Annotated in this window: 24 protein-coding genes and 1 pseudogene; 11 read left to right on the top strand and 14 right to left on the bottom strand. The window is 70.4% G+C overall.

Features of this window, described 5'->3' with window-relative positions; translation table 11 throughout:
- Window positions 1–30 precede the first annotated feature (30 nt).
- Window positions 31–1,479, bottom strand: a complete 1,449-nt coding sequence (gene hflX / locus IEY61_RS09410; RefSeq protein ID WP_189042618.1) for a GTPase HflX — start codon at window positions 1,477–1,479, stop codon at window positions 31–33.
- Window positions 1,480–1,655: 176 nt separating this feature from the next.
- On the opposite strand from hflX, the gene IEY61_RS09405 reads away from it, so the two are divergent.
- The gene (locus IEY61_RS09405; RefSeq protein ID WP_189042616.1) at window positions 1,656–3,128 is read left to right on the top strand and encodes an NAD-dependent malic enzyme; all 1,473 of its coding nucleotides are present in this window, start codon (window positions 1,656–1,658) and stop codon (window positions 3,126–3,128) included.
- Between the two features lie 175 nt (window positions 3,129–3,303).
- Here the strand turns inward: IEY61_RS09405 and dapF are convergent, their stop codons facing one another.
- The 3 genes from dapF to IEY61_RS09390 are packed head-to-tail and all read right to left on the bottom strand — an operon-like array spanning window position 3,304 to window position 5,793.
- On the bottom strand, window positions 3,304–4,140 hold the full coding sequence (gene dapF / locus IEY61_RS09400) for a diaminopimelate epimerase (protein ID WP_189042614.1): 837 nt from the start codon (window positions 4,138–4,140) through the stop codon (window positions 3,304–3,306).
- A gap of 7 nt (window positions 4,141–4,147) precedes the next feature.
- Window positions 4,148–5,065, bottom strand: coding sequence for a tRNA (adenosine(37)-N6)-dimethylallyltransferase MiaA (gene miaA, locus IEY61_RS09395; RefSeq protein WP_189042612.1), 918 nt, complete (start codon window positions 5,063–5,065; stop codon window positions 4,148–4,150).
- Complete coding sequence (locus IEY61_RS09390) at window positions 5,062–5,793, bottom strand: class III extradiol dioxygenase subunit B-like domain-containing protein (RefSeq protein WP_189042610.1); 732 nt, start codon at window positions 5,791–5,793, stop codon at window positions 5,062–5,064. The genes miaA and IEY61_RS09390 overlap by 4 nt, the downstream gene beginning before the upstream one ends.
- 293 nt (window positions 5,794–6,086) lie before the next feature.
- On the opposite strand from IEY61_RS09390, the gene IEY61_RS09385 reads away from it, so the two are divergent.
- From IEY61_RS09385 to IEY61_RS32290, 3 genes and pseudogenes are all read left to right on the top strand, one after another.
- Window positions 6,087–7,295 (top strand): DUF349 domain-containing protein, encoded by a 1,209-nt coding sequence (locus tag IEY61_RS09385; RefSeq protein ID WP_189042608.1) that lies wholly within the window; start codon window positions 6,087–6,089, stop codon window positions 7,293–7,295.
- A 146-nt stretch (window positions 7,296–7,441) separates the two neighbouring features.
- Window positions 7,442–7,936: pseudogene (locus IEY61_RS32295) on the top strand (RICIN domain-containing protein); the annotation flags it as partial.
- Between the two features lie 39 nt (window positions 7,937–7,975).
- The gene (locus tag IEY61_RS32290) at window positions 7,976–8,881 is read left to right on the top strand and encodes a pectate lyase family protein (protein WP_444543347.1); all 906 of its coding nucleotides are present in this window, start codon (window positions 7,976–7,978) and stop codon (window positions 8,879–8,881) included.
- 178 nt (window positions 8,882–9,059) lie between these two features.
- On the opposite strand, the gene IEY61_RS09375 is transcribed toward IEY61_RS32290, so the two are convergent.
- Together IEY61_RS09375 and IEY61_RS09370 are read right to left on the bottom strand one after the other, a co-directional pair.
- Window positions 9,060–10,211 (bottom strand): helix-turn-helix domain-containing protein, encoded by a 1,152-nt coding sequence (locus IEY61_RS09375; RefSeq protein WP_189042605.1) that lies wholly within the window; start codon window positions 10,209–10,211, stop codon window positions 9,060–9,062.
- Window positions 10,208–10,366, bottom strand: a complete 159-nt coding sequence (locus tag IEY61_RS09370; protein ID WP_189042604.1) for a hypothetical protein — start codon at window positions 10,364–10,366, stop codon at window positions 10,208–10,210. Before IEY61_RS09370 ends, IEY61_RS09375 begins: the two co-directional genes overlap by 4 nt.
- A 332-nt stretch (window positions 10,367–10,698) precedes the next feature.
- Here IEY61_RS09370 and IEY61_RS09365 point away from each other — a divergent pair, with 332 nt between their 5' ends.
- Window positions 10,699–11,265 carry an XRE family transcriptional regulator gene (locus IEY61_RS09365; protein ID WP_189042603.1) on the top strand — a complete coding sequence of 189 codons (567 nt, stop codon included), beginning with the start codon at window positions 10,699–10,701 and terminating at the stop codon, window positions 11,263–11,265.
- A gap of 171 nt (window positions 11,266–11,436) precedes the next feature.
- Window positions 11,437–11,625 carry a DUF397 domain-containing protein gene (locus IEY61_RS09360; RefSeq protein WP_189042602.1) on the top strand — a complete coding sequence of 63 codons (189 nt, stop codon included), beginning with the start codon at window positions 11,437–11,439 and terminating at the stop codon, window positions 11,623–11,625.
- 57 nt (window positions 11,626–11,682) lie between these two features.
- Here the strand turns inward: IEY61_RS09360 and IEY61_RS09355 are convergent, their stop codons facing one another.
- The 5 genes from IEY61_RS09355 to miaB form a co-directional block, all read right to left on the bottom strand.
- Window positions 11,683–12,555 (bottom strand): tetratricopeptide repeat protein, encoded by an 873-nt coding sequence (locus tag IEY61_RS09355; RefSeq protein ID WP_229705789.1) that lies wholly within the window; start codon window positions 12,553–12,555, stop codon window positions 11,683–11,685.
- Window positions 12,556–12,647: 92 nt separating this feature from the next.
- Window positions 12,648–14,906, bottom strand: a complete 2,259-nt coding sequence (locus tag IEY61_RS09350; protein WP_189042600.1) for a CHAT domain-containing protein — start codon at window positions 14,904–14,906, stop codon at window positions 12,648–12,650.
- Between the two features lies 1 nt (window position 14,907).
- Window positions 14,908–15,237: an effector-associated constant component EACC1 gene (locus IEY61_RS09345; RefSeq protein ID WP_373293127.1), complete on the bottom strand. Its 330-nt coding sequence runs from the start codon at window positions 15,235–15,237 to the stop codon at window positions 14,908–14,910.
- A gap of 24 nt (window positions 15,238–15,261) precedes the next feature.
- Window positions 15,262–16,101: a tetratricopeptide repeat protein gene (locus IEY61_RS09340; protein ID WP_229705788.1), complete on the bottom strand. Its 840-nt coding sequence runs from the start codon at window positions 16,099–16,101 to the stop codon at window positions 15,262–15,264.
- A gap of 334 nt (window positions 16,102–16,435) precedes the next feature.
- A complete protein-coding gene (gene miaB / locus IEY61_RS09335; RefSeq protein ID WP_189042595.1) occupies window positions 16,436–17,938 on the bottom strand; it encodes a tRNA (N6-isopentenyl adenosine(37)-C2)-methylthiotransferase MiaB in 1,503 nt (500 codons plus the stop codon).
- 52 nt (window positions 17,939–17,990) lie between these two features.
- On the opposite strand from miaB, the gene IEY61_RS09330 reads away from it, so the two are divergent.
- Entirely contained in the window at window positions 17,991–18,200 is a 210-nt protein-coding gene (locus IEY61_RS09330; protein ID WP_189042593.1) for a DUF2277 family protein, read from the top strand.
- A 4-nt stretch (window positions 18,201–18,204) separates the two neighbouring features.
- Here IEY61_RS09330 and IEY61_RS09325 read toward each other — a convergent pair whose 3' ends face one another.
- Together IEY61_RS09325 and selD are read right to left on the bottom strand one after the other, a co-directional pair.
- Window positions 18,205–18,684 carry a hypothetical protein gene (locus IEY61_RS09325; protein WP_189042591.1) on the bottom strand — a complete coding sequence of 160 codons (480 nt, stop codon included), beginning with the start codon at window positions 18,682–18,684 and terminating at the stop codon, window positions 18,205–18,207.
- A gap of 189 nt (window positions 18,685–18,873) precedes the next feature.
- Window positions 18,874–19,863, bottom strand: coding sequence for a selenide, water dikinase SelD (gene selD, locus IEY61_RS09320; RefSeq protein WP_189042589.1), 990 nt, complete (start codon window positions 19,861–19,863; stop codon window positions 18,874–18,876).
- A gap of 220 nt (window positions 19,864–20,083) precedes the next feature.
- Here selD and IEY61_RS09315 point away from each other — a divergent pair, with 220 nt between their 5' ends.
- The 4 genes from IEY61_RS09315 to IEY61_RS09300 all read left to right on the top strand — a co-directional run bounded on the left by IEY61_RS09315 (window position 20,084) and on the right by IEY61_RS09300 (window position 23,404).
- Window positions 20,084–20,830, top strand: a complete 747-nt coding sequence (locus tag IEY61_RS09315; protein ID WP_189042587.1) for an amino acid ABC transporter ATP-binding protein — start codon at window positions 20,084–20,086, stop codon at window positions 20,828–20,830.
- 61 nt (window positions 20,831–20,891) lie between these two features.
- Window positions 20,892–21,752, top strand: coding sequence for a glutamate ABC transporter substrate-binding protein (locus tag IEY61_RS09310; protein ID WP_189042585.1), 861 nt, complete (start codon window positions 20,892–20,894; stop codon window positions 21,750–21,752).
- A gap of 81 nt (window positions 21,753–21,833) precedes the next feature.
- A complete protein-coding gene (locus IEY61_RS09305) occupies window positions 21,834–22,508 on the top strand; it encodes an amino acid ABC transporter permease (protein WP_189042583.1) in 675 nt (224 codons plus the stop codon).
- The gene (locus IEY61_RS09300; protein ID WP_189042581.1) at window positions 22,508–23,404 is read left to right on the top strand and encodes an amino acid ABC transporter permease; all 897 of its coding nucleotides are present in this window, start codon (window positions 22,508–22,510) and stop codon (window positions 23,402–23,404) included. The genes IEY61_RS09305 and IEY61_RS09300 overlap by 1 nt, the downstream gene beginning before the upstream one ends.
- A 232-nt stretch (window positions 23,405–23,636) precedes the next feature.
- On the opposite strand, the gene rny is transcribed toward IEY61_RS09300, so the two are convergent.
- Entirely contained in the window at window positions 23,637–25,403 is a 1,767-nt protein-coding gene (rny, locus tag IEY61_RS09295; protein ID WP_189042579.1) for a ribonuclease Y, read from the bottom strand.
- Window positions 25,404–25,770 lie beyond the last annotated feature (367 nt).

Genomic DNA, 25,770 nt, shown 5'->3' with positions numbered 1-25,770 from the left:
CGGTCTCCGCTGTGTGACGCGGATGAGCGGTCACGACGCGGTACGAAGCGCCTCCACCGCGTTGCCGAACGGAGCCAGCTCGGCCGCGAGCGCCTCGTTGACCCGGACGTGCAGCATGGTGCCTTCCGGCAGATGGGCCGTGCTGAGCACCTCGCCCTGCCGGTGCAGGCGGGCCACCAGGTCGCCCCGGTCGTACGGCAGCACGACCCGCACCTCGACGGCCGGGCGGGGCAGCCGCCGCTCGATCGCCTCGTGCAGCTCGTCGATGCCGCGCCCGCTGTGGGCGGAGACGAACACCGCGTCGGGCCAGAGCCGCTTGAGGTGAAGCAGGGTCTCCTCGTCGGCCGCGTCGGTCTTGTTGACCACCAGCAGCTCGGGCAGCCGGTCGGCGCCCACCTCGCCCAGCACTTCCCGCACGGCCCGGACCTGCTCCTGCGGATCCGGGTGGGCACCGTCGACCACGTGCACGACCAGGTCGGCCTCGGCGACCTCCTCCAGCGTCGAGCGGAACGCCTCGACGATCTGGTGCGGCAGGTGCCGGACGAAACCGACGGTGTCGGAGAGGGTGTAGATGCGCCCGTCGGCGGTGCTGGCCCGGCGGGTGGTCGGGTCGAGCGTGGCGAACAGCGCGTCCTCCACCAGCACGCCCGCCCCGGTGAGCCGGTTGAGCAGACTGGACTTGCCGGCGTTGGTGTAGCCGGCGATGGCCACTGCGGGCACCGCGTTGCGGGTCCGCCGGGCCCGCTTGGTCTCGCGTACCGTCCGCATGGCCTTGAGCTCCCGGCGCAGCCGGGAGATCCGGTGGCGGATGCGCCGCCGGTCGGTCTCCAGCTTGGTCTCACCGGGGCCACGCACGCCGACGCCACCGCCGGCGCCGCCACCACGGCCCGACCCACCGGTCTGCCGGGACAGCGTCTCGCCCCAGCCCCGCAGCCGGGGCAGGAGGTATTCGAGCTGGGCCAGCTCGACCTGCGCCCGGCCCTCCTTGCTCTTGGCGTGCTGGGCGAAGATGTCGAGGATCAGCGCGGTGCGGTCGACCACCTTGACCTTGGTGCGCTGCTCCAGGTTGCGCAGCTGCGACGGGGACAGCTCACCGTCGCAGATCACCGTGTCCGCACCGGCGGAAAGCACCACGGAGCCGAGGTCGTCGACCTTGCCGCGACCGATGTAGGTGGCCGGGTCGGGCCGGTTGCGCCGTTGGATCAGCCCTTCGAGCACCTGCGAGCCGGCGGTCTCCGCCAGTGCCGCCAACTCGGTGAGGGAATTCTCCGCGTCGGTCTGGGTGCCTTCGGTCCAGACGCCGACCAGGACCACCCGCTCCAGCCGGAGTTGGCGGTACTCGACCTCGGTGACGTCGGTCAGCTCGGTGGAGAGGCCGGGGACCCGTCGCAACGCCTGCCGCTCGGAGAGCTCGTACTCGCCGGTGGTGGGGTCGAGCTCGTCGTCTGGGAAAGGAACGTAGGTCTCCTGGTCTCGCAAGCGTCTCTCCTGTCCGTTCTGTGCATGTACCGAGCAATCCTGACACGTGTCAACGCCGTCCGCACCCGCTATATGCCCAGCGCGCAAAAGGGCAAAAGCGGGGGGTGGGTGCTGACCGCGCAGGTCGGGCGAGTAGAAATGCGGACGAGCCGTTCAGTGCCGACGGAGGGATCTGCGTGGCCACCACTCGACTGCCCAGTGCCGGATTCTCGATCACGATCCGCATCGCCGTGCCCGCCGACGCCTCGTCGATCGGCCGGCTCACCACCTCGGTGGGCGAGGCTGGCGCGGTCGTCACCGCGCTGGACGTGGTCGATTCCGACCCGAACTGCGTGATCGTCGACCTGACCTGCGACACCGCCGACTCCGGCCACGCCGGCCAGGTGGTGGACGCGCTGCGGGTGCTGGACGGCGTGGACGTGCGCAAGGTCTCCGACCGCACCTTCCTGCTGCACCTCGGCGGCAAGATCGAGGTGAACTCCAAGGTCGGGCTGCGCACCCGCGACGAACTCTCCCGCGCGTACACCCCGGGGGTGGCCCGGGTCTGCCAGGCGATCGCCGACAACCCGGCCGACGCCCGCCGGCTGACCATCAAGCGCAACACCGTCGCCGTGGTCAGTGACGGCTCGGCCGTGCTGGGGCTGGGCAACCTCGGCCCCGCGGCGTCGCTGCCGGTGATGGAGGGCAAGGCGGCGCTGTTCAAGCGCTTCGGTGGGGTGGACGCCTGGCCGGTGGTGCTCGACACCCAGGACACCGACGAGATCGTCGCCATCGTCAAGGCGATCGCGCCCGCGTACGGCGGGATCAACCTGGAGGACATCGCCGCGCCGCGGTGCTTCGAGGTCGAGGCACGGCTGCGCGAGGCGCTGGACATCCCGGTCTTCCACGACGACCAGCACGGCACCGCGATCTGCGTGCTGGCCGCGCTGACCAACGCGCTGCGCGTCGTGGGCAAGCATCTCGCGGACGTGCGGGTCGTGGTCTCCGGCGCTGGCGCGGCGGGCACCGCGATCATGAAGCTGCTGCTGCGCCAGGGCGTCGGGGACATCATCGCGTACGACCGCCAGGGCGCCCTGCACCGCGGCCAGACCGGCCTCAACCCGGCCTGGCAGTGGCTGGCCGAGCACACCAACCGGGACGGCTACTCGGGCGACCTGCCCGGTGCGCTGGCAGGTGCGGACGTCTTCATCGGGGTGAGCGCACCGAACCTGCTCACCGGTGCGGACATCGCCACGATGGCGAAGGATGCGATCGTCTTCGCGCTGGCCAACCCGGACCCGGAGGTCGACCCGCGGGAGGCGCGCAAGCACGCCGCCGTTGTCGCCACCGGCCGTTCCGACCAACCGAACCAGATCAACAACGTGCTCGCCTTCCCGGGCGTGTTCCGCGGCATGCTCGACGCGCACGCCGAGGAGTTCACCGAGGAGATGGCGCTCGCCGCCGCCCAGGCCATCGCCGACGTGGTCGGCGTGGAGAAGATCAACCCGACCGTCATCGTGCCCAGCGTGTTCGACTCCCGGGTCGCCCCTGCGGTCGCCGCGGCCGTCCGCGCCGCCGCCCAGAACCCGACCCGCACTCCCGCACCCGCCGCCGACCCCGGCCCCGCCGACCTCCCCGAGATCGCCGCCAACGCCTCCGCCACCCCCTGACCCCTGCTCTCTCCCTCCCCCCTCCCCCTCTCCCCCGCCGTCGCCCCTCCGCGTCGATCATGCACTTTCCGTCGGGACAAAAGTCCATCAACAGGGGCATTCCGGCGACCAAGAGTGCAAGATCGACGGGGAAGGGTGGGAAGAGTGGGGCGGCGAGGGGCGAGCGGGGGGTGGTTCAGGGGAAGGTGAGGGTGCCGGTGGCGACGAGGAGGGCGGGGCCGGAGAGCCAGCAGGAGTCGTCGGTCACGGTCGCGGTGAGACGCCCGCCGGGGACGTCCACGGCCACCGTGCCGGTTCGGCGGCCGGCGTCGTGCAGCGCGACGGCGGCGACCGCGCAGGCGCCCGTGCCGCAGGACAGGGTCTCGGCGGAGCCGCGCTCGTAGACCCGCATCCGCACGTGTGCGTCGACGCCGTCGACCGCCTCGCCGGGCGCGGTGAACTCGACGTTCACCCCGGCGGGGAAGAGCGCCGGGTCGAACCCGGGTGCCCGGGTGAGGTCCAGCCCGGCCAGTTCCAGCCCGGCGGGCAGTGGGCAGACCAGGTGCGGATTGCCGACGTCCACCGCCGTGCCGGGCAGGGTCAGCCCGTCCACGGCGGCCGCCGAGGTCGCGTACAGCCGGGGGCGGCGCAGCTCGACGGCGATGGTCTCGCCGTCGACCCGCGCGCGCACGACGCCGGCCCGGGTGGCCACCGGCAGCACGCCGGCGGCGGTCGGCGCGGCCAACCCGGTCTCCAGGAGGTACCGCACGAAGACCCGGGCACCGTTGCCGCACATCTCGGCGAAGGAGCCGTCGGAGTTCCAGTAGTCCATGAACCACTCCGCCTCGTCGGCCAGAGCGGCACCATCAGGATGCCGGCCCGCCCGGACCGCCCGCAGCACGCCGTCGCCGCCGATCCCCCGTCGCCGGTCGCAAATCGCCGCCACCAGATCGGACGTCAGCTCGAGCGTGCCGTCCGGGTCGGGCAGGATCACGAAGTCGTTGCCGGTGCCGTGTCCCTTGGTGAACTCCACGCCCCCATCATCGCGCAGCGTCACCGAGGATCCGCAGGGCGGCCTCGACCAGCCCCGGGTCGGCCGAGTCCAGCCAGTGCACCCTCGGGTCGCGCCGGAACCAGGAGCGTTGGCGACGGACGAACCGGCGGGTGGCCCGGATCGTCTCGTCGCGCGCCTCGGTCTCGGTCAGCTCGCCGGCGAGGAGACGCAGCACCTGTTGGTAGCCGAGCGCCCGGCTGGCCGTACGGCCGTCGGCCAGGCCGCGTCCGACCAGCTCGCGGGTCTCGTCCACCAACCCGTCGGCCCACATCCGGTCCACCCGCGCCGCGATCCGCTCGTCGAGCCGGGCGGTCTCCAGGTCGACCCCGATCTGCACCGCCGGGTAGTACGGCGTGGGCTGCGGCAGCGCGGTGGTGAAGGGTTGCCCGGTCAGCTCGATCACCTCCAGTGCCCGGACGATCCGCCGGCCGTTGCCGGGCAGGATCCCGTCCGCCGCCGCCGGGTCGGCCTCCCGCAGCCGCGCGTGCAGCGGCGCCGGGCCGACCGTCGCCAGCTCGTCCTCCAGGCGGCGGCGCAGCGCCGGGTCGGTGCCGGGGAACTCGAACTGCTCCAGCACCGCCCGCACGTACAGCCCGGACCCGCCGACCAGCAGCGGCACCCGGCCCCGGGCCAGGATGTCGTCGACCGTCGCCCGCGCCAACCGCTGGTACTGCGCGACGCTGGCCGGCTCGGTCACCTCCCAAATGTCCAGCAGGTGGTGCGGCACGTCCTCCCGCTCGGCCACGGTCAGTTTGGCCGTGCCGACGTCCAGGCCCCGGTAGAGCTGCATCGAGTCGGCGTTGACCACCTCGCCGCCGAGCGCGTGGGCCAGCGCGATGCTGAGCGCGGACTTGCCCGCGGCCGTCGGTCCGACCACGGCGACCACGGTCCCCGGGGCGATCATCGCCGCTCCCAGCTCGCCACGAAGTAGGCCACCCCGTACGGCGCGGCGTGGTATCGCAGCTCGCCACGCCAGTCGCCGCCCGCGGCCCGGACCGCCCCGGCGAGCACCTGCCAGGGCGCCCGCCCGGCCACCTTGAGCTGCGCCGACAGGTCGGGGTCCAGGCCGAGCAGGGCCTCGCCGTCCGCGTCGGCCAGGGCTCGCGCGACCCGCTCGTCGTACGCCGTGGCGCGCGGGTCGGCGTAGCCGGGCGCCTTCTCTCCCCGGCAGGCCGACCCGTCCCCCATCACCAGCAGTGCCCACGGCTGGTCGGTTCCGAGGCGGGCGCCCCGGGCGGCGCAGGCCTCGACGGGCTCGTCGACGTCGACCGTCCGCATCCGCCAGCTGATGCCGCCGGTCCCGGCGACCGGCCGCCGGCCCAGCAGCCAGGCGCCGACGAGCAGGCTGAGCGGGAGCCGGTCGGTGCCGACCCGGTCGTGGGGCGGACCGCCGAGGCGCACCTCCAGCGGCACTCCCCAGGGCGCGAAGCTGCCTCGGAACGGGGAGTCCAGATCGGCGCTACGGTCGTCGGCGCCGAGCACCACGACGCTCCGCGCGCCCGAGTCGAGCAGCCGGGCGACGGCGGCGTCACAGGCGGCACGGAGATCGTCCAGTTCCGAGGCGGCCGCGCCGGCCACCTCGGGGACGAGCAGTGGCGGGTGGGGGCAGACGGCGGCAGCGACCAGTGGCACCAGCCAACGGTATCGGCCCACCGGCACCGGTCGCCGGGGTGGACTGCCGACAGCGGTCCGGCAAGGTCGAATTGATCCGGGTATCGGCGGTTGCGTCCCGGCACCCGCCGGAGCGGCCGCGGGACCGGTCAAGGGCTTCGACACCGGCCCTAGGACACCGTATGGTCACGGTCGGCGATAGGCGCTCGACGCGGACCGGGGCGGACCTGTGACAATGCCCGGAGAAACTTGGCTGCGCCGTGGCGGGGCCCGGGAGGCTGCCTCCTGGGCACCGGGAGAACGAGGATGGGCACATGAGCGACTGGACTGCCTTCGGACGGGTGGACGCGGACGGCACCGTTTACGTCAAGACCGCCGAGGGCGAGCGGGTGGTCGGATCCTGGCAGGCGGGAGCACCAGAGGAGGGGTTGGCCCATTTCGCCCGCCGCTTCGCCGACCTGGTGACCGAGGTGGATCTGACCGAAGCGCGGCTCAACTCGGGCGCGGCGGACGCCAACCAGTCGCTGAGCACCATCCGGCGGCTGCGCACCTCGCTCGCCGAGGCGCACGTGGTCGGCGACCTCGACGCACTGGCCGCCCGGCTGGACCGGCTCGTCCTCGTGGCGGAGGAGAAGGCCGGTGAGGCCAGGGCCGCCAAGGAGGCCGCCCGCAGCGAGGCCCTCGCGCGCAAGACGGCCCTGGTGGAGGAGGCGGAGAAGCTGGCCGCCGAGTCGACCGGCTGGAAGACCGCCGGTGACCGGCTGAAGGAGATCCTCGACGAGTGGAAGACCATCCGGGGGGTCGACAAGAAGACCGACGGCGAGCTGTGGAAGCGCTTCGCCGCCGCCCGGGACGGCTTCACCCGCCGCCGGGGCGCGCACTTCGCCTCGCTGGACTCGCAGCGCAAGCAGGCGCAGACGGTCAAGGAGGAGCTGGTCGCCGAGGCCGAGAAGATCTCGGACTCCACGGACTGGGCGAGCACGGCCAACCAGCTGAAGGACCTGATGACCCAGTGGAAGGCCGCACCGCGCGCCTCGAAGGAGGCCGAGCAGCGGCTGTGGGAACGGTTCCGCGCCGCGCAGGATGCCTTCTTCACCCGACGCAGTGAGGTGTTCTCCGCTCGGGACAACGAGCAGCGCGCCAACCTGGAGCGCAAGCAGGCGTTGCTCGCCGAGGCCGAGGCTCTCGACGTCGACAGCGACCCGAAGGGCGCCCAGGCCAGGCTGCGGGAGATCCAGGCGCAGTGGCACGAGGCCGGCCGGGTGCCGCGCGAGGCGGCCGCCGGGTTGGATCGACGGCTGCGCGCCGTGGACGAGAAGGTCCGCGAGGTGATGGACTCGGCGTGGCGCCGCACCACCCGCGAGGACAATCCGCTGCTGGCCCAGATGCGGGCCCAGGTCGCGGAGGCCGAGGAGCGGCTGACCCGGGCCCAGGCCGCCGGCGACGCCCGGCGGATCAAGGAGGCCGAGCAGGCCCTCGCCTCGAAGCGCCAGTTCCTTCAGCTCGCCGAGCAGGCCGGCTGAGCCGTACGACCGCCAAGGCCCCTGGTCCCGTGTGGGACCGGGGGCCTTTGTCGATGCGACCGGCGATGTGAACGTACGACATTTACATCGACCGATATCTGTGGTTGCCTGGGGAAAACGCTTACCCACCTTCGACCACGAGGAGAATGACCGTGCTCGCAATCGTCAAGCGTCGTCCGGCGCGGCGGCTCGCGGCGCTGGCCGCGGCGGCGGTCGCGCTGCCGGCGGCGGCGGTCGTGGCGACCGTCGCCCCCGCCGCCGCAGCCACCGTCGACACCGGCGCCTACTACGTGTTCGTCAACCGCAACAGCGGCAAGGCGATGGACCTGTGGAACTGGTCCACCGCCGACGGCGGCGAGATCCGCCAGTTCACCCGCGGTGACGGCAACAACCAGCAGTTCCAGTTCGTCGACGTGGGCAACGGCTACTACCAGCTGCGCAACCGGCACTCCGGCAAGGTCGTCACGGTGCCGAACTCGAACGACGGGGTGCAGGTCACCCAGATCACGGCGAGCAGCGACACCAAGCAGCACTGGGCGCTGCGCGACTCCGCCAACGGCGACGTCCGGTTCATCAACCGGCACAGCGGCAAGGCGCTCGACCTGTGGGAATGGTCCACCGCCGACGGCGGGATGGTCTCGCAGTACGCCGATCTCGACGGCGCCAACCAGCGCTGGCAGATGATCAAGTTGGGCGGCGGCAGCACTCCCCCACCCAACCCGGCCCCGCAGACCGGCCTGGTCGGCTGGGCCACTCAGAACGGCGGCACCAGCGGCGGCGGCAACGCCGGCACCACCACGGTCACCAGCGCCTCGGCCCTGACCAGCGCGCTCAACTCCACCAGCGCGGCGGTGATCCGGGTCTCCGGCACCATCAACTGCTCCGGGATGCTGCGCGTCCGGTCGAACAAGACCATCCTCGGCAACGCGGGTGCGACCATCGTCGGCTGCGGCTTCACCATCAACGGTGACCGCAACGTGATCATCCGTAACCTGACCTTCCGGAACTGGGGCGACGACGCGATCAACGTGGAGCAGTCCGCCACCAACATCTGGATCGACCACAACACCTTCAGCAACGGCTACGACGGCGCGGTGGACATCAAGCGCGGCTCGGACTTCATCACCGTGTCGTGGAACCGGGTCTTCAGCCACGACAAGACGATGCTGCTCGGACACAGCGACGACAACGGCAGCCAGGACGTCGGACGGCTGCGGGTGAGCTACCACCACAACTGGTTCGACGGCAGCAACCAGCGCAACCCGCGGGTCCGCTTCGGCAACCCGGTGCACGTGTACAACAACTACTACGGCAACGTGCGCGGCTACGGCGTGGCCTCCACCATGAACGCCGGCGTGCTGGTCGAGGGGAACTACTTCGAGAACACCCCCGACCCGTTCCACCGTGGTGAGGGCGACTCCGGCCCGGGTTCGCTGGTGGCCCGCAACAACCACTTCGTCAACTCGGGCAGCGGGCAGACCGGCGGCAGCGTGGCCGGCATCCCGTACGCGTACACCCTGGACAGCGCGAGCAGCGTGAAGTCGATCGTGACGGGCGGCGCGGGCGCCGGCCGGATCTCGGTCTGACCGCGCGGTCAGGGCCTGTGTCGAGGTCCTCGGTCGAGCCGAGGCGGAGTCCAGGCGGCGTCCGGCCAGGCGTGGCGCGAGCCCGCCGCAGGCCGGCCCGGGACTTCGACGCAGGGCCCAGGGCTGCGTGACGCAGCCGCATTCGGGTTCGGTTCTGCGCACCGGTGAGTGGCGTGGGTCAGGGTTGTCGGGTCAGGCCGACGATGGTGGCCAGTCGCGCGACGCCGGCCGCTGCCGGCCCGCCTTGGATGACCTGGGCGAGGAGAGTACGGGCGACAGGTCGGCTGCGGACTTCGGCGGGCGCAATCCTGTCGGAGTCGAGCAGAGCTTGGCCGGCTCGGATGGAGTCGCCGGTGTCGAGGTAGGCGTGGGCGGCGTCGATGAGATGGGCGGCGCGGTGTTCGGGCGGTAGTCGTCGCCAGCCGTCGCTTCGGATGGCGTGTTCGTGTCGGTGGATGGCCTCGATCGTGTCGCCGAGGTGGTGGGCCGCGAGGAAGCGAGCCGACTGGACGGCGGCGGGCCCGAAGCCGATGTGGTGCGGGTCGGTGTCGCGGGTGTGTCGGTCGGCGAGGGCAGCGGCATGGTCGAGCAGGTCGTGGGCGTTGCGGCAGTCGCCACTGCCGGCGGCGGCGAGGCTGGCCTGGAGAAACAGAGTTCCGCGTACGGTGTCGTCGTCTGCGGTGTCCGCCGCGCTGAGGGCGGCGGTGAGCGCGAGATGGTGGTGGCCGAGGGCGCGTAGGGCCTGCCCGACAGCGGTGGTGGCGGTGGCGGTGAGGGTGGGGCCGCCAGCGGCGGTGGTGACGGCCCGGTCGGCGGCGAGCCAGGCGAGGTCGGCATGGTCGAGTTTGACCAGCACGGCGGCGGCGATCCGGTACGTGGAAACCAGCAGGCTCCGGGTGCCGTGGGTGGTGTCGAGCAGGGCGGGTAGGGCGTCGAGCAGGTGCGGATAGCGGGCGTGCTGGTAGGCCATCCAGGCGTACGCAACCTGCCGGCGCGCCTGGTCCGCCGTGACGGTGCGCTGTGATCGAGCGTCGTAGCGGGCGAGGGCGGCACGCACCCCGTCGACGCCGTCGAGGCTGGGTGCGGTGGGTGGCGGCTGGCGGGGACCCAGGAGAAGTTCCGGGTCGAGGCGCAGCACGTCGGCGATCTCCCGGATGACGGAGTAGCGGTCGAGTTTGCGTACGCCGCGCTCGATTTTGTCGACCCAGCTTTTCGACTTGCCGAGCCGGTCGGCGAACGCCTGCTGGCTCATGCCCCGGCGGGCCCGCAACTCGGCGACCCGCCGGCCGATGGGCACGGAGTTGTGGTCGCGCCGGTGTGGGCGGTTCATCGGTCCCCCTGCACCGGCGGCGCGGCGTGGGTGGACTCCCCGCAGCGCGGACACCACCGCGACTTCACCCGAAACGCAAACAGCCCGGCCAGGAAACCCGGTACCAACCCGCCGAGTACGACCGACACGACCACGAAGGCCACGATTCTCCTCATATCGTGAGTGGACCGAGGGCAGGGCGTTGCCGCGCCCATGACCCTCGGTCCTCGCGACAAAGACCGCGATATATGCAAAAGGTTGCCGGTGTGTCACGGACGGTTGCACCGCTGGCGTGTGACTATCAGGGGACGTCTACGAAAGGTCCCCGGTCATGGCGCGGAACGATGGACTCAGGAGAGCGATGGTGGCAGCTGGCCTGACCGCAGCTGACCTCGCACAACGGTGCGATGTGGACGCAAAGACCGTAGAGCGGTGGGTCAGTCGAGGACGGGTGCCGCATCCCCGCTCAAGGGTGCGTGCGGCCGAGGTACTGGGCGAAGATGTAGGGATGCTGTGGCCTGAGATCATCCGACGCGCTGCAAAGGTAGGGGCTGATCGGGAACTGGTCGGCATGTACCCTCACCGCGCCGACCTTCCCCGAGCGGTCTTTCGTGAGGCGATCGGGCGTGCTGGCACTCGGCTGTGGTTTGGTGGGTACACCAGCTACTTCGTGTGGCTGGAAGTGCCCGACGCCGCCGCAACCCTCGAAGCGAAGGTCAACGCCGGGGCCGACCTGCGGTTCCTTCTCGGCGACCCGGACAGCCGAGTCACGGCCGAGCGAGATCGGCTGGAAGCGACTCCGCTCACGTTGGCGACTCGTATCGCGATGACCCAGGCAGAGATCGGCAAAGTCGACGCCGTGATTCCGGTCCGGCTGTCTGATCGCCATATCGCCATGTCCGTGTGGGTCTTCGACGACGAAGCCATCGTTGCCACGCACATCGGTGCGGGGCTCGGGCAGGACTCTGTGACGCTGCACCTGCGGCGTGCGCAGGACGGCGGAGTATTCGACCGGTACGTGGAGCACTTCGAGTCGCTGTGGGCCGATGGCAGGCCCACTGAACCACAGGACTGAGCCAGCCCAGCACGCTGCGGCTGCCCACCATCCTGTCTGAGGCGTCCCTGCGGACCGATGTCGGCGGTCGGAGCCGTCACTTGGCGCGGCTGTCGGCGGCGGACGACAATCTGAGGATGCTGGCCAGATCGCCGGCCGAGTCGATGAAGTTCATCAAGGAGCTGAGCGAGCATGGAGCGTAACGTCTGGCGCACGTCGAGCCGTTCCGGCAGCAACGGCCAGTGCGTCGAGGTCCGCGACCGAGGCGCCGAAATTGACGTACGCGACTCCAAGGCCCCCACCGCCGGAACCCTGAGCTTCGACCCTGCGGCCTGGGGCACCTTCGTCAACGGCATCAAGACGGACGGCGCCCGCGCCTGAGCTGCGGCCATGCATGCCGTGTTCGCCGATCTCCACCACCTGAGCGTCGACGGCGTTTCAGCCCTGGCCGGGTCCCGGATCAGGTCGCTGAGCGATTACTCGTTCTTGGCGTACTTGTTCGAGCATGGCAGTGTCGGATGCGAGGTCCGGGTGGCCCGCTTGGCGGTCGAGGTCGACGACGAGTTCGAGCTCGCCGATCGCCTTGTCGAGATCTCCCTCACCGCGATGGATCATTGCGATGTTGTATCGGGTGACTGCTTCGCCGGCGCGGTCGCCGACCTCCCGCCGGATGGGTAGGGCCTGCCGGTAGTAAGTAAGGGCCTGCTGCCGATCCCCAAGCCCGCCGTACACGAGGCCGATGTTGTTCAGGGTGACTGCTTCGCCGGCCCGGTCACCGACCTCCCGCCGGATGGGTAGGGCCTGCCGGTAGTAAGTAAGGGCCTGCTGCCGATCCCCAAGCCCGCCGTACACGAGGCCGATGTTGTTGAGAGTGGCGGCTTCGCCGGCCCGGTCACCGACCTCCCCCCGGATGGGTAGGGCCTGCCGGTAGTAAGTAAGGGCCTGCTGCCGATCCCCAAGCCCGCCGTACACGAGGCCGATGTTGTTGAGAGTGGCGGCTTCGCCGGCCCGGTCACCGACCTCCCGCGCGATGGGTAGGGCCTGCCGGTAGTAGGTGAGGGCCTGCTGCCGATCCCCAAGCCTGTCGTACACGTGGCCGATGTTGTTGAGGGTGGCGGCTTCGTTGCCGTGGTCGTCGACCTCGCGGTACAGGCGCAGGGCCTGTTCGTAGCTTTCCAAAGCGAGCCGGGGCCGGCCGGTGGCGGATTGGGCCCACCCCAGGTCATAGAAGGCGCTGGCGTCCGGGCCGAGAGTCAGGGTCGCAGTCGCGAGGGCCTCGACATCCGCGAACCGCGACGTGCGCAGCCACACCCTCGCCACCCCGCGGCCGACGTGCCGGGCGATCACCGGCTCCCGGCCCGCCACCGCCAGCCGATGCACCTCCACCCACTGGGTGAGGGTGGTCATGACGCGGGTCCGGGCGTGGCGGGGTCGGTGATCCAGAGTTGGTAGAGGGATCGGGCGGCGGCGGCGCAGGCTTGGGTGTGCTCGTCGTCGGTGAGTAGGGGGCGGATGAGGGGGCGCAGGACGTTGGAGACGTAGTAGCGGGGTTGGCGGGTTTCCGGGTCGGTGCCGTGTTCCATCAGGCCGAGTTGGACGGCGCGTTCGACGTGGACGGTGGCGTCGGGGTGGTCGTGGACGGCGCGGACGGTGTCGGCGGGGACGGGGAGTTCGATGACGTTGACCTTGGCGAGCATCTTCTGCAACTCGGCGGGTTGGGAGCCGAGGAGGTTCTTCGCGAGGATGGTTTCCCGGCGGAATCGGTCGGCTTCGGCCTCGATGGCGGTGATGAGGCCGTCGATGTCGAGGTCGGGGGCGGCGACGATCAGGTCGAGCCAGTCGAGCAGGCGGGGGTTGCCAGCCGCGGCCTCGACGGCGCGTTCGCGGATGTCGGGGTCGACCGGGGAGTCGGGGCGCAGGTTAGGCAGGTTCGCGAGTTTCTTGGCCTGCTCGATGTCGGTGAGAGTTTCCAGTGACTCGACGACGATGCCGGCGCCGACCGGTGGAGGGAAGCGGTAGCGGCTTGTGATGATGACCCGACTGGGGCTGCCGGTGTCGCGGATGGCCTTCAGCAGGGCCGGGAGGATGTCGGCCATCTCCGGGGCCAGCACGTGCCCGCCGTCGCGTTCGTCGAGGTTGCCGTCCTCGAAGTCGTCGAACACGAACAGGCAGGGAGTCTGACCGAGCGGTCCGTCGACGTGCAGCAGGTGACGTAGGCGGACGGGCAGGGGGGCATCGTTGTTGTCGAGCAGCTTGGTCGCTTCGATCTGCTGCTCCATGCCGGGGAAGTCGACCTTGGTGGTGAGTTCCCGGAACTTGGGCAGGTCAACGCGGCCATACCAGACGGCACGCTGGTGGGTGGGCATGCGTTCCAGCATCCGGGAGGCGAGGCTGCTCTTGCCAAGACCACCCATACCGGCCAGGACCAGTGCCTCCGCCGCACCGTCGCCACCGAGCGGTTGTTTGAGGGTACGCAGGCAGCGCTGGATGACCCGCCGCCGTCCGACGAACGCGGCGCGGGAGGCGACTCGGGACAGTTGGGTCTGCGGGTCCAGGAACTCCTGGTCGGCGGGGCGGATCTGGATCCGGGCACGCCACTTGGTGAGCAGCGGCGTGACCATGGGGGCGAGCGGGGATCTGTCGGCGTAGACGCGCAGCAGATGCCAGTTGCCGCGCTTGTTCGCGTACAGGTGCTGGCGCGCCTCGACCACGGCCCGGTCGAGGGCCTCCCCGGCGGCCAGCGACTGGTAGAGCTTGGCGGCGAACTCGGTCGCGGAGACGTCACCGACCGGCAGCGCCCACCCCAGCACAGTCGGGGCTCCGGCGCGGACCAGGCTTTCACTCATAGACGGGAACGCACCGGAGTCAGGGGAGTTCGCGGTCAGGCAGCCGGAGACAAAGACCAAGCGGGGCCAGCGACCGCCCATCGCCTGGGCGATCTGGTCAGCGGTGGCGTAGGCGCGCCCACCGAACTCGTTTTCCACCAGGAAGACGGGTTGACCGTCCGCGCCGACGGTGGCGTGGCCGCTCAAGTGCAGGACGTCGAAGTGTCCCACGCCGTAGTCGAGACTGACGAAGCGAAGCCCTTCCAGGGTGCCGCTCTCCTCCACGACCAATTCGGTTCCGGTTCGGGTCGTGGCCTCCAGGATGGCTGCCTCCTCCGCCTCGTAGCCGAGCACCGGCTCGACACCCTCCGGAGAGGTGGCCATGAACAGCACCCGCAACGGCCGGTTCTCGGGCTCGACCGGCCCCTTGAGCGCCGCGTTGGTGCCGACGGACCGCACCGGTAGCAGCGGTGCACTGGTGGAGACGGTCAGATGCGAGTCGCCTGCGGCGAGCAGTTCCCAGGGCAGGTGCCGCAGCCGTTTCTCGGCGGTGATGCGCAGCGTGGTGCCGGCAGGGCGGTCCAGCACCTGGGTCAGCCACCGCTCATCGCCATCGAGAAAGGCAGCCAGCTTCGCACCGAGATCACGTAGCTGCGGCGCGTCGAACACCTTCTGCGCCACCGCGTGCTGGCTGTAATCGCGTTCCACCACCTCGATCAGCCGGTCGATAGCCGCCTTGTCCAAACCGCGGGTCTTCGGCGGACCCCCATCGGTCGACAGGCGCAGCTCGGAGAAGTCGGAGGTCTGCTCGAAGACCTCCAACTCGTACCCGCTCATCTCACCCACGCTGGTCCCCGTCCTCGGCTTGCCGCGACTCGACCTGCTGGAAAGCGATCTTCAGCTCGCCACTGCTGGCGTTGGACAGCTCGACCCGGGTGCCGTCGCTGAGCAGGACCGTGACGGCAACCCCGTCCGGACGGCGGGAATGCCACCAGTCCCAGATCGTCTTGGCCGCACCAACCCCGCCGAACACCAGCCCGATGACCGCGATCACCAGCTCTGCGGAACGCCGCACCTCAACCGGGGACACCTCATCGCCAGGCCCGGCGTTCGCGGCAAGAACGGCGCGTAGTTCCGCAGCCGAACGCGCGGCGTTCGGCCCTGACACCTCAAGTACGGCAGTTCCCACCGGCTATCCCTTCTTTGTTTGCTCAAGCTCAATGAGGAACGCCTGCATCTCGTCCAGCGCTGGATGGTTCGTCTCCTCGGCTAGCTCTACCGCTCGGCGCTGGACCCCGATGGCATCGTCCACTCGCGCCATCCGCAGTAGCAGGACGGCCATGCTGAAGCTGACCATGGCCTCGGATCCGCGATCACCGACCGTGCGGAAGACCTCAAGAACTTCAACGAACGCATTCTCCGCCCCAGCATGATCACCCTCCTGAAACCGGATTAAACCGATGTTGTTGAGGGTGGTGGCTTCGCCGGCGCGGTCGCCGACCTCCCGCCGGATGGGTAGGGCCTGCCGGTAGTAGGTAAGCGCCTGCCGCCGATCCCCGAGCCCGTCGTACGCCAGGCCGATGTTGTTGAGGGTGACGGCTTCGCCAGTGCGATAACCGACCTCCCGCATGATGGGCAGGGCCTGCCGGTAGTAGGCGAGGGCCTGCTGCCGATCCCCAAGCCCGTCGTACACGCGCCCGATGTTGTTGAGGGCGGCGGCTTCGCCGGCACGGTCACCGACCTCCCGCGCGATGGGCAGGGCCTGCCGGTAGTAGGTCAGGGCCTGCTGCCGATCCCCGAGCCCGTCGTACATGGCGCCGATGCTGGTGAGGGTGGCGGCTTCGTTGCCGTGGTCGTCGGCCTCGCGGTGCAGATGCAGCGCCTGCTCGTAGCTTTTGAGGGCTGGCCGGGGTCGCCCGGTGGCGGCTTGGGCCCACCCCAGGTCATAGAAGGCGCCAGCGTCCGGGCCGAGGGTCAGGGTCGCAGTCGCGAGAGCCTCGACATCCGCGAACCGAGACGTGCGCAGCCACACCCTCGCCACCCTGTGCCCGACGTGTCGGGCGATTACCGGCTCCCGGCCCGCCACCGCCAGCCGATGCACCTCCACCCACTGCGCAACCGTGGCCGCCGGTCTAACGTGAGTCAATTAATCCTCCATACCGGCCAGCACGATACGGCCGACACCGATCCGGCAGACCGCAACGACCAAGATCTGACAGCAAGAACCGCACCAGCACCGTCGATTTAGGACGGTGACGGTGCGGTCAATGCCTTGGCGGGTTCGACCACAGCAGCTGCCGGCGGGTCTGGGCGAAAATGACCGCCGGGCTGCGGGCGCTCAAGCCTGAAGAAGGGCCCGACTCGGCTCAGTGCGTGACGGCGCAGCCGCTGGTCGGCGCGGGCGACGCGGCCGGGGCGCCGACCGTGGGCAGCCCGAGCAACACCCCGGGGGTACGCGGCGACCGCCCGGCCTCGGCCGCGTCGCCGGCCCGGGTGCGGCGGTGCGACAGCGGCTCACCGTCGGCGTTGAGGTGGTGCGGGGCGGCGTAGGTAATCGTGGTGTGCACGATGTCGCCGGGACGGATCGACCCGGCGTACGAGCCGGCGTCGAAGTGCACCAGGCGGCCGTCGCGGGCCCGGCCGGACATCCGGCCGGTGCGCTCGTCCTTGCGGCCCTCGCCGACGGCGACCAGCACCTCGACGGTCTCGCCCACCAGCTTCTTGTTCTCCGCCCAGGTGATCTCCTCGACGCAGGTGATCAGCCGCTCGTACCGCTCCTGCACGACCTGCTTGGGCAACTGGCCGTCCATGGTCGCGGCCGGCGTGCCGGGGCGCTTCGAATACTGGAAGGTGAAGGCGGAGGAGAACCGGGCCGCCCGGACCACGTCCAGGGTGCGCTCGAAGTCCGCCTCGGTCTCGCCGGGAAAGCCGACGATGATGTCGGTGGTGATCGCCGCGTCCGGCATCGCCGCGCGGACCTTCTCGATGATGCCCAGATAGCGCTCCGACCGGTACGACCGGCGCATCGCCCGCAGCACGTCGTCGGAGCCCGACTGCAACGGCATGTGCAGCGAGTGGCAGACGTTCGGTGTCTCGGCCATCGCCGCGATCACGTCGTCGGTGAAGTCCTTCGGATGCGGGCTGGTGAACCGCACCCGCTCCAGCCCGTCGATCTCCCCGCAGGCGCGCAGCAGCTTCCCGAACGCGTACCGGTCGCCGAACTCCACACCGTAGGAGTTGACGTTCTGCCCGAGCAGGGTCACCTCCAGCACACCCTCGTCGACCAGCGCCCGTACTTCGCTGAGGATGTCGCCGGGGCGGCGATCCTTCTCCTTGCCGCGCAGCGCGGGCACGATGCAGAAGGTGCACGTGTTGTTGCAGCCGACCGAGATCGACACCCAGCCGGCGTACGTCGACTCGCGGCGCGTCGGCAGCGTGGAGGGGAAGACGTCGAGGGACTCGAGGATCTCCACCTCGGCGGCGGTGTTGTGCCGGGCACGCTCCAACAGCACCGGCAGCGAGCCGATGTTGTGGGTGCCGAAGACCACGTCGACCCAGGGCGCCTTGCGGACGATGTCGCCCCGGTCCTTCTGGGCCAGGCAACCACCGACCGCGATCTGCATCCCCGGGTGCCGGTCCTTGACCGGACGCAGTTGACCGAGGTTGCCGTACAGTCGGTTGTCGGCGTTCTCCCGGACCGCGCAGGTGTTGAACACCATCACGTCCGGGGTGTCGTCGGCCTGGCCCGCGCGGACGTAGCCGGCCTGTTCCAACAGGCCGGAGATGCGCTCGGAGTCGTGCACGTTCATCTGGCAGCCGTAGGTGCGCACCTGGTACGTGCGCGGGCCGCTCGCCGCTGCGGTAGTCATGACGTGCACAGCGTATCCGCACCAGCGGGAACCGACGGAACGAGGAGGAGCCATGTGCCGGAGCATCAAGACGCTGCGTGAGCCGTACACCCCGGCGGTCACCGACGCCGACGTGCAGGCCGCCGCGTTGCAGTACGTCCGGAAGATCTCCGGATTCCGGGCGCCGGCCGCGCACAACGCCGCCGCGTTCGACGCCGCGGTGGCCGCGGTCGCCGCCGCCACCCGCACCCTCCTCGACGACCTGGTCGTCCGCAGCCGATGAGGTGTCAGGCGGCGGCGAGGGCGGGGTTCACCGAGTCGGGAACCCAGCGGGAGCGGTGGCAACGCGACCAGCCGCGGCAGCGCGGGTCGGCCTCGGTGCACAGGCGTCGGTTGCTCAGCACCTCGCCGTCGTCGGTCTCCCGTACGTCGAAGTGCACCGGCCGGATGCTGCCGTCGGGAGCGACCAGCAGGTGCCGGGTGGCGTCGAGGGTGTCGTCGCGCAGCACGCAGTTGCGCCCGAGCAGCCGGGCCAGCGCCGCGACGCTGGGCAGCTCGGGCAGGGTCTCGGGCACGCCGTAGCAGTCCACGACCGTGGCGAACTCGCCCGGGGCCTGCCACACGTCGCAGACCACCGCGTACGCCGGCAGCCGGGCCGGGTCGGCGACGGCCAGTGGCATCACCACCCGGCCGAGCGCGTCGGCGAGCGCCGGATAGACCTCCACCGGCCGTACGCCGTCGATTCTCCAGCTCCACAGCTCGGTCATGCCGCCTCCTCGCTGTGCTCGTCCACCGGCCTCCAGATCGGGCCTTACCGACGATGGTGGTAGGCATTTGCCCCTAGCCGGGGGCAAGTTACCGGTCTGTGACCATTCTGGGCAAAATTTCCGCGAGCCTCATCGCTCCGGGCAACGGGAAGGTGACAGTTTATCGGGTATGGTGCCCGCGGTCGGTTCTCAGCGCAGCACGACCAGGTGCTCGCCCCGGGGCAGCAACTCACCGACGACCGGCGCGCCGGGCACCTCACCGGCGACCAGCAGGCCGCCGGAGGTCTGCGCGTCGGCGAGCAACAGCCGGTCGATCTCTGCGACCGCGCCGAAGTCGGTCCACGGGGTCACCCATTCCAGGTTGCGCCGGGAACCGCCGCTGACGTACCCGTCGCGGGCGGCCTCCCGGGCACCGCCGAGGTACGGCACCCGGGCGGCGTCGATCGCCACGGTGAGCCGACTGGCTCGGGCCAGCTTCGAGGCGTGACCGAGCAGGCCGAACCCGGTCACGTCGGTGCCGCAACGCACCCCGGCCGCCACGGCGGCGCGAGCCGCCTCCCGGTTCAGCGTGGTCATCGACGCGACCGCCTCGGGGAAGCTCTCGCCGGTGTTCTTGTGCCGGCTGTTGAGCACACCGACGCCGAGCGGCTTGGTCAACGACAGCGGCAACCCGGCCCGCCCGGCATCGAGGGTGATCAACTCCTGCGGCCGGACCAGCCCGGTCACCGCCAGGCCGTACTTCGGACCGTCGTCGTCGACGCTGTGCCCGCCGGCCAGGTGGCAGCCCGCGGCGCGGGCCACGTCCCGGCCGCCGCGCAGCACCTCGCGGGCCAACTCCAGCGGCAGCGTCTCGCGGGGCCAGCAGAGCAGGTTGAGCGCGACCAACGGGTTGCCGCCCATCGCGTACACGTCGGACAGCGCGTTGGTCGCGGCGATCCGCCCCCAGTCGTACGCGTCGTCGACCACCGGGGTGAAAAAGTCCGCTGTGGTCACCACGCCGGTGCGCGCGTCGAGCCGGACCACCGCGGCGTCGTCGCCGTGATCGAGCCCGACCAGCAGGTCGGCGGTGTCGGTGGCCGGGTCCAGGCCGAAGAGCATCGTCTCCAACTCGCCCGGTGGAATCTTGCAGGCGCATCCGCCACCGCGGGCGTACCGGGTCAGCCGCACGACTTCGTCCATCCCCACATGATCTTCGTCGCCGGGCGCGGGCGCCACCCCGTAGTGGGCAATTCCGGGCGCGGGCGCCACCCGTAGTGGGCAATTCCGGGCGCGGAGGCACCGATCAGAAACGGTGTTACCGCCTCGTGACCATCTGAGTTGCGTGCCGCCACTTCACCCCGCCTACAGTGACCGCTACCGGGGGCCGACCGGCCCCCCGCCAGGCAACGAGGGGGACGACGTGGCGACGGGCGAACCGCTCATCGTGCTGGACTCGGTCAACAAGTGGTACGGGCCGCTGCACGTGCTGGACGACGTCTCACTCTCCGTGGACCGCGGCGAGGTGGTTGTGGTGATCGGCCCGTCCGGCTCCGGCAAGTCGACCCTGTGCCGCACGATCAACCGGCTGGAGCCGATCAACTCCGGCACCATCACCTTCGACGGGCAGGAACTGCCGGCCGAGGGCCGGGCCCTGGCAAAGCTGCGCAGCGAGGTCGGCATGGTCTTCCAGTCGTTCAACCTCTTCGCGCACAAGACGATCCTGGAGAACGTCACCCTAGGCCCGATCAAGGTACGCGGGGAGAAGCCGGCCGCCGCCCGCGAGCGCGGCCTCGCCCTGCTCGACCGGGTCGGCATCGCCAACCAGGCCGACAAGTTCCCCGCCCAGCTCTCCGGCGGCCAGCAGCAACGCGTCGCGATCGCCCGCGCCCTGGCCATGCAGCCCAAGGCGATGCTCTTCGACGAGCCCACCAGCGCCCTGGACCCGGAGATGGTCGGCGAGGTGCTGGATGTGATGACCTCGCTGGCCCGCGAGGGCATGACGATGGTCGTGGTCACCCACGAGATGGGCTTCGCCCGGCACGCCGCCAACCGGGTCATCTTCATGGCCGACGGCAAGCTCGTCGAGGACGCGGCTCCCACGGATTTCTTCGCCAATCCGCGCAGCGAGCGGGCCCGGGACTTCCTTTCGAAGATTCTCACGCACTAGGCGTTCCGTAGCGGAGCGGGCCGTGACCCGGCCCGGCTCCAGTTCCAGAAGGAGAACAAGTATGCGAATGAAGCGCATGGCGGCGATTGCCGCCGCTGCCGGCCTCGCGATCACCATGGCCGCCTGTGGCGGGGACAGCGACGAGGGTGGTTCCGGCGCCGGCGGCATCGTGGGCAAGGCCGAGAGCCAGAAGAAGCTGGTCATCGGGGTCAAGGCCGACCAGCCGGGCCTGGGCCTGCAGACCGGCAGCAAGTACGAGGGCTTCGACGTCGAGATCGCGAAGATCATCGCGAAGGGTCTCGGCGTCGAGGAGGGCAACATCGAGTGGAAGACCACCGTGTCCTCCAACCGTGAGCCCTTCATCGAGCAGGGCACCGTCGACCTGGTGATTGCCACCTACACCATCAGCGACGAGCGCAAGCAGAAGGTCGGCTTCGCTGGCCCGTACTACATGGCCGGCCAGGACCTGCTGGTCAAGGCGGACTCGACGCTCACCGGGCCGGACCAACTGGCCGGCAAGACGGTCTGCTCGGCGACCGGCTCGACCCCGGCCAAGCGGATCACCGAGAAGTACCCGGACGCCAAGCTGGAGCAGTTCGACGCGTACTCGAAGTGCCTGCCGCTGCTGGAGAACGGCCAGGTCGACGCGGTGACCACCGACGACATCATCCTCGCCGGCTACGCCGCGCAGGACCAGTACGCCGGCAAGTTCAAGGTCGTCGGCAGCCCCTTCTCCGAGGAGCCGTACGGCATCGGCCTGAAGAAGGACGACAAGGCCGGCTGCGAGAAGGTCAACGAAATCCTCAAGGCCGCCGCCGGTGACGGCACCTACAAGGCCGCCTGGGACGCCACCCTGGGCAAGAGCGGCACCGCCGCGCCCGAGCTGGACACCACCAAGCTGACCCACTGCGGCGCTGTCTGACCGTGACCGGAGCCGGCATCCCAGTGGGGTGCCGGCTCCGGCCTGTCAGCGGCCGCCATGACGTGCCTCGGGAGCCGAAGCATGCACGTATTCACCGATCCGAAGAACTTCGACGCGTACCTGTCGGGTTTCCTCTGGATCCTCAAACTGACCGGCGCGTCTGCAGTCTTCGCGCTGCTCCTCGGCGTACTGCTGGCCGGGATGCGGGTCTCCCCCGTACCCGTGCTGCGCGGCTTCGGCGCGGCCTGGGTGAACATCTTCCGCAACACCCCGCTCACCCTGGTCATCTTCTTCTGCTATTTCGGGCTGTACTCCACTCTCGGGCTGAGTCTGTCGCAGGAACTCGACCTCAACCGCTACTGGCTCGGCGTGATCGGCCTGTCGGTCTACACCGCCGCGTTCGTCTGCGAGGCGGTCCGCTCGGGCATCAACACCGTGCCGACCGGGCAGGCCGAGGCGGCCCGGGCGATCGGGTTGTCCTTCGCGCAGACCCTGCGGATCGTGGTGCTGCCGCAGGCCGCGCGTTCGGTGATCGCGCCCTTCGGCAGTGTCCTGATCGCGCTCTGCAAGAACGCCACCATCGTCGGCACCATCGGGTTGATGGAGTCCTCCAACGTCATGAAGGACCTGATCAACAGCAACGGTGACGCGGTCATCCCGATCTTCCTGGTCATCGCCGGCACCTTCGCCGCGCTCCTGATCCCCACCGGCTACCTCTTCGGCTGGCTGGCCAACCGTCTGGCGGTGAAGCGCTGATGAGCACCACCAGCGTCCTCTACGACCACCCGGGGCCGCGGGCCCGGGTCCGCAACACGGTGCTCAGCGTCGTCTTCGGCGTCGCGCTGCTCGGGCTGCTCTACTGGATCTACACCAAGTTCGACCAGGCCAACCAGTGGGAGCCCCGGCTGTGGGAGCCCTTCACCCGGTCGACCACCTGGACGCAGTTCATCCTGCCGGGCCTGTGGGCCACCCTCAAGGCGGCGGTCGTCGGCATGCTGCTCTCGCTCGCCTTCGGCATCGTCTTCGCCGTCGGCCGCATCTCCGACCACCGGTGGATCAGTGTGCCGGCCGGCGCGGTGGTGGAGTTCTTCCGAGCCGTGCCGCTGCTTCTGATGATCTTCTTCGTCTTCTACGGCCTGCCGTACGTCATCAAGCAGCCGGTGACCGCCTTCTGGGCCGTGGTGATCGGCCTGACCCTCTACAACGGGTCGGTGCTGGCCGAGGCGTTCCGAGCCGGCATCCGGTCCCTGCCCGCCGGACAGTCCGAGGCGGCGTACGCGATCGGCATGCGCAAGACCCGGGTCATGCAGCTGATCCTGATCCCGCAGGCGGCCCGGGCCATGCTGCCGATCATCGTCAGCCAGCTGGTGGTGCTGCTCAAGGACACCGCGCTCGGCTACATCGTGGCCTACCCGGAGCTGCTCCAACGCGGCGTCAACGACCTCGCCGCCAACTACGGCAACATCATCGCCGCGGCGATGGTGATCGCGGTCATCTACATCGTCATCAACTCCATGCTGACCTGGTTCGCCGGTTGGCTGGACCGGCGCAGCCGCGTCCGGGCCTTCCGGGTACCGAAGCAGACCGCCCCGGCCAACGCGCCCGACTCCACCCCGGAGGGCGGTGTCACCGTCTCCGAACCGCAGGGCTGAACTGGCCCACCGGAAGCGGCGCCGGCCAGATTGGCTGGCGCCGCTTCGCGTCCTACCGCCGCCTTCAGCGTGTGACCGCCCCGGTTACGGCGCGGAGTACGCGGTGCCCGGCGTGCGCGGCGCGGAGCACGGGTGCGTGCGCCCGCGCACCCGGCGACGGTACGCGCCGTCGGCCGTTAAGAAGGGGCCCTTCCTATGCACGAGGCGTTAAAAAGGGGCCCCTCCTTACACCTCAGCGGGCGATCTCGGTGACGCGGGACTCGCGGACCACCGTCACCCGGATCTGGCCGGGATAGGTCAGTTCCTCCTCGATCTGCTTGGCCACGTCCCGGGCCAGCACCGCCGCACCGATGTCGTCCACGTCGTCGGGCTTGACCATCACCCGGATCTCCCGGCCCGCCTGCATGGCGAAGACCTTCTCCACCCCGAGCTTGCCGGCCGCGATCTCCTCGATCCGCTCCAGCCGCTTGACGTACGCCTCCAGACTCTCCCGCCGCGCCCCCGGCCGGCCCCCGGAACAGGCGTCGGAGGCCTGGGTCAGCACGGCCTCCACCGTCTGCGGCGGCACCTCGTTGTGATGCGCCTCGATGGCGTGCACCACGTCCTCGCTCTCGCCGTACTTGCGGGCCACCTCGGCACCGACGATGGCGTGGCTGCCCTCCACCTCGTGGGTCAACGCCTTGCCGATGTCGTGCAGGAACGCCGACCGCTTGATCAACGGCACGTCCAGGCGCAGCTCGGCGGCCATGATGCCGGCGATGTGCGCCGTCTCCAGCAGATGCTTGAGCACGTTCTGCCCGTACGACGTGCGGTAACGCAGCCGGCCGAGCAGCGTGACCAGCTCCGGGTGGATCTCGGTGATGCCGACCTCCACCAGAGCGTCCTCGGCGGCCCGCCGGCACAGCTGGTCCACCTCCTGCCGGGCCAACTCGTGCACCTCCTCGATCCGGTGCGGGTGGATCCGACCGTCGAGCACCAGCTTCTCCAGCGTCAACCGGCCCACCTCCCGGCGCACCGGGTCGAAGCAGGACAGCAACACCGCCTCGGGAGTGTCGTCGATGATCAGGTTGACTCCGGTGACCGACTCGAAGGCCCGGATGTTGCGGCCCTCCCGGCCGATGATCCGCCCCTTCATCTCGTCTCCCGGCAGGTGCAGCACACTGACCACGCTCTCCGCGGTCTGCTCGCTGGCAACCCGCTGGATCGCGTCGACCACGATGTGCCGGGCCCGCTGCTCGGCGGTGGACCGGGCATCCGCCTCGATGTCCCGCACCAGCAGCGCCGCCTCCCGCTTCGCCTGGGTCTCGATCACCTCCACCAACTCGCCCCGCGCGGCGTCAGCGGTCAACCCGGCGACCCGCTCCAACTCGCGCCGCCGCTGGTTCTCCGCCTCGGTCAGCTCCTCGTCGCGGACCGCCAGCGCGGCCTCCCGCGCGGCGAGGGCGGCGCTCGCCGCCGTCAGCTGGCGCTCCCGCTCCGCGAGTCGCTCCACCTCCTCGGTGTGCAGCCGCTCCCGCTCATCCATCCGGGCCGCCCGCCGCTCCACCTCGGCGGCCTGCTCGCGGGTGGTCGCGGCGAGCACCGCCACCTCCCGCTCACCGCTGCGCCGGGCCGTGGTCCGCAACTGCTCGGCGTCCGCCTCGGCCTGCTTGTGCGCGCGCTCCAGCACCGTGTCCGCCTCGGCGCGGGCGACGTCGAGCATGCGACGCGCCTCCGCCCGAGCCGCCTTCGCCTCGGCCCTGGCCGCAGCCGCCTCCGCGCGGGCCGCCGCCGCCGCGGACTTCGCCACGTCGATCGTGCTGTTCGCCTCGTCGGCGGCGGTACGCAACGCGGCCAGGGACTGCTCCTGGCGGTCCTTCTCGGCGATGTAGGCAGGATCCTCCGGCGCCGGGCGCGCCTGCAACCCGCGCACCATCCGCATCCCGAGCACCACGGCGCCGAGCACCACCAGGGTGAGCACCAGCACGGCGATCAGCAGTACGACCTCGAAGGCGCTCATGCCGCCGCTCCCGTCGCTGGCGGCTGCTCGCCGTCGTCGGTGTTACCGGCCTCCGCCGGGCCGGCAGCCGCCTTCCCGCTCATGCCGGCACTCCGCATCGCCCGCTGGTCACCGGCACGCCGAACCGCTCGCTGGCTACCGGCGCTCCCCGCCGCTCCGCGCCGCCATCAGACAGCGACCAATGGCTCGTTCGCCCACACCCGCTCATGCCGGCCACCCCGCGGATCCGTGTCGCCTCGCCATGGCGCGCCTCCCCTGAACGTCGCGCCGCAGGAACCTGCCGGTAGGCACACTCCTACGACTCTGGACGCCCGACCGGAGCGCCTGGCCATGGGGACAGCTTTCTCCGCCGGCGGTCTCCCGAGTG

The organism is Micromonospora sonchi, assembly GCF_014646235.1.
GTDB classification, from domain to species: domain Bacteria; phylum Actinomycetota; class Actinomycetes; order Mycobacteriales; family Micromonosporaceae; genus Micromonospora; species Micromonospora sonchi.
Note: the sequence above shows the minus strand (reverse complement) of the source record. Positions and strands in the feature narration are given on the sequence as shown.

Excerpts from the sequence above, each read along its gene's own strand:
- IEY61_RS09330 (WP_189042593.1), top strand. The coding sequence starts at position 17,991 with ATGTGCCGGAGCATCAAGACGCTGCGTGAGCCGTACACCCCGGCGGTC.
- IEY61_RS09365 (WP_189042603.1), top strand. The coding sequence starts at position 10,699 with ATGCTGTGGCCTGAGATCATCCGACGCGCTGCAAAGGTAGGGGCTGAT.
- IEY61_RS09370 (WP_189042604.1), bottom strand. The coding sequence starts at position 10,366 with ATGAGGAGAATCGTGGCCTTCGTGGTCGTGTCGGTCGTACTCGGCGGG.
- miaA (WP_189042612.1), bottom strand. The coding sequence starts at position 5,065 with ATGATCGCCCCGGGGACCGTGGTCGCCGTGGTCGGACCGACGGCCGCG.
- rny (WP_189042579.1), bottom strand. The coding sequence starts at position 25,403 with ATGAGCGCCTTCGAGGTCGTACTGCTGATCGCCGTGCTGGTGCTCACC.
- selD (WP_189042589.1), bottom strand. The coding sequence starts at position 19,863 with ATGGACGAAGTCGTGCGGCTGACCCGGTACGCCCGCGGTGGCGGATGC.
- IEY61_RS09385 (WP_189042608.1), top strand. The coding sequence starts at position 6,087 with ATGAGCGACTGGACTGCCTTCGGACGGGTGGACGCGGACGGCACCGTT.
- IEY61_RS09310 (WP_189042585.1), top strand. The coding sequence starts at position 20,892 with ATGCGAATGAAGCGCATGGCGGCGATTGCCGCCGCTGCCGGCCTCGCG.
- IEY61_RS09375 (WP_189042605.1), bottom strand. The coding sequence starts at position 10,211 with ATGAACCGCCCACACCGGCGCGACCACAACTCCGTGCCCATCGGCCGG.
- IEY61_RS09300 (WP_189042581.1), top strand. The coding sequence starts at position 22,508 with ATGAGCACCACCAGCGTCCTCTACGACCACCCGGGGCCGCGGGCCCGG.
- IEY61_RS09325 (WP_189042591.1), bottom strand. The coding sequence starts at position 18,684 with ATGACCGAGCTGTGGAGCTGGAGAATCGACGGCGTACGGCCGGTGGAG.
- IEY61_RS32290 (WP_444543347.1), top strand. The coding sequence starts at position 7,976 with ATGATCAAGTTGGGCGGCGGCAGCACTCCCCCACCCAACCCGGCCCCG.
- IEY61_RS09350 (WP_189042600.1), bottom strand. The coding sequence starts at position 14,906 with ATGAGCGGGTACGAGTTGGAGGTCTTCGAGCAGACCTCCGACTTCTCC.
- IEY61_RS09360 (WP_189042602.1), top strand. The coding sequence starts at position 11,437 with ATGGAGCGTAACGTCTGGCGCACGTCGAGCCGTTCCGGCAGCAACGGC.
- IEY61_RS09305 (WP_189042583.1), top strand. The coding sequence starts at position 21,834 with ATGCACGTATTCACCGATCCGAAGAACTTCGACGCGTACCTGTCGGGT.
- miaB (WP_189042595.1), bottom strand. The coding sequence starts at position 17,938 with ATGACTACCGCAGCGGCGAGCGGCCCGCGCACGTACCAGGTGCGCACC.